The sequence below is a fragment of the Nitratidesulfovibrio sp. 1201_IL3209 genome (assembly GCF_036763125.1).
Classification (GTDB): domain Bacteria; phylum Desulfobacterota; class Desulfovibrionia; order Desulfovibrionales; family Desulfovibrionaceae; genus Cupidesulfovibrio.
In genome coordinates, this window is record NZ_JBAIYT010000105.1 from 1 (window position 1) to 263 (window position 263).

Below are 263 nucleotides of genomic sequence, written 5' to 3' on the forward strand. Positions count from 1 at the left end.
TCCCTTATGCGTTTGCACTCGACGCCTGGTTTCCGATCAGGCTGAGGGAACCTTTGCGTGCCTCCGTTATTGTTTGGGAGGCGACCGCCCCAGTCAAACTACCCACCAGACACTGTCTCCACCCCGGATCACGGGCATGGATTAGAGCCTTAGACTTGCAAGGGTGGTATTTCAACGGTGGCTCCCCCCATACTGGCGTACAGGGTTCACAGCCTCCCACCTATCCTACACATGCAAGCCCAAAACCCAATGTCAAGCTATAG

1 rRNA gene is annotated in these 263 nt (G+C 55.5%); it reads right to left on the minus strand.

Annotation, left to right across the window (positions count from 1 at the left end):
- Positions 1-263 (minus strand): 23S ribosomal RNA (locus V6B97_RS17255); the annotation flags it as partial.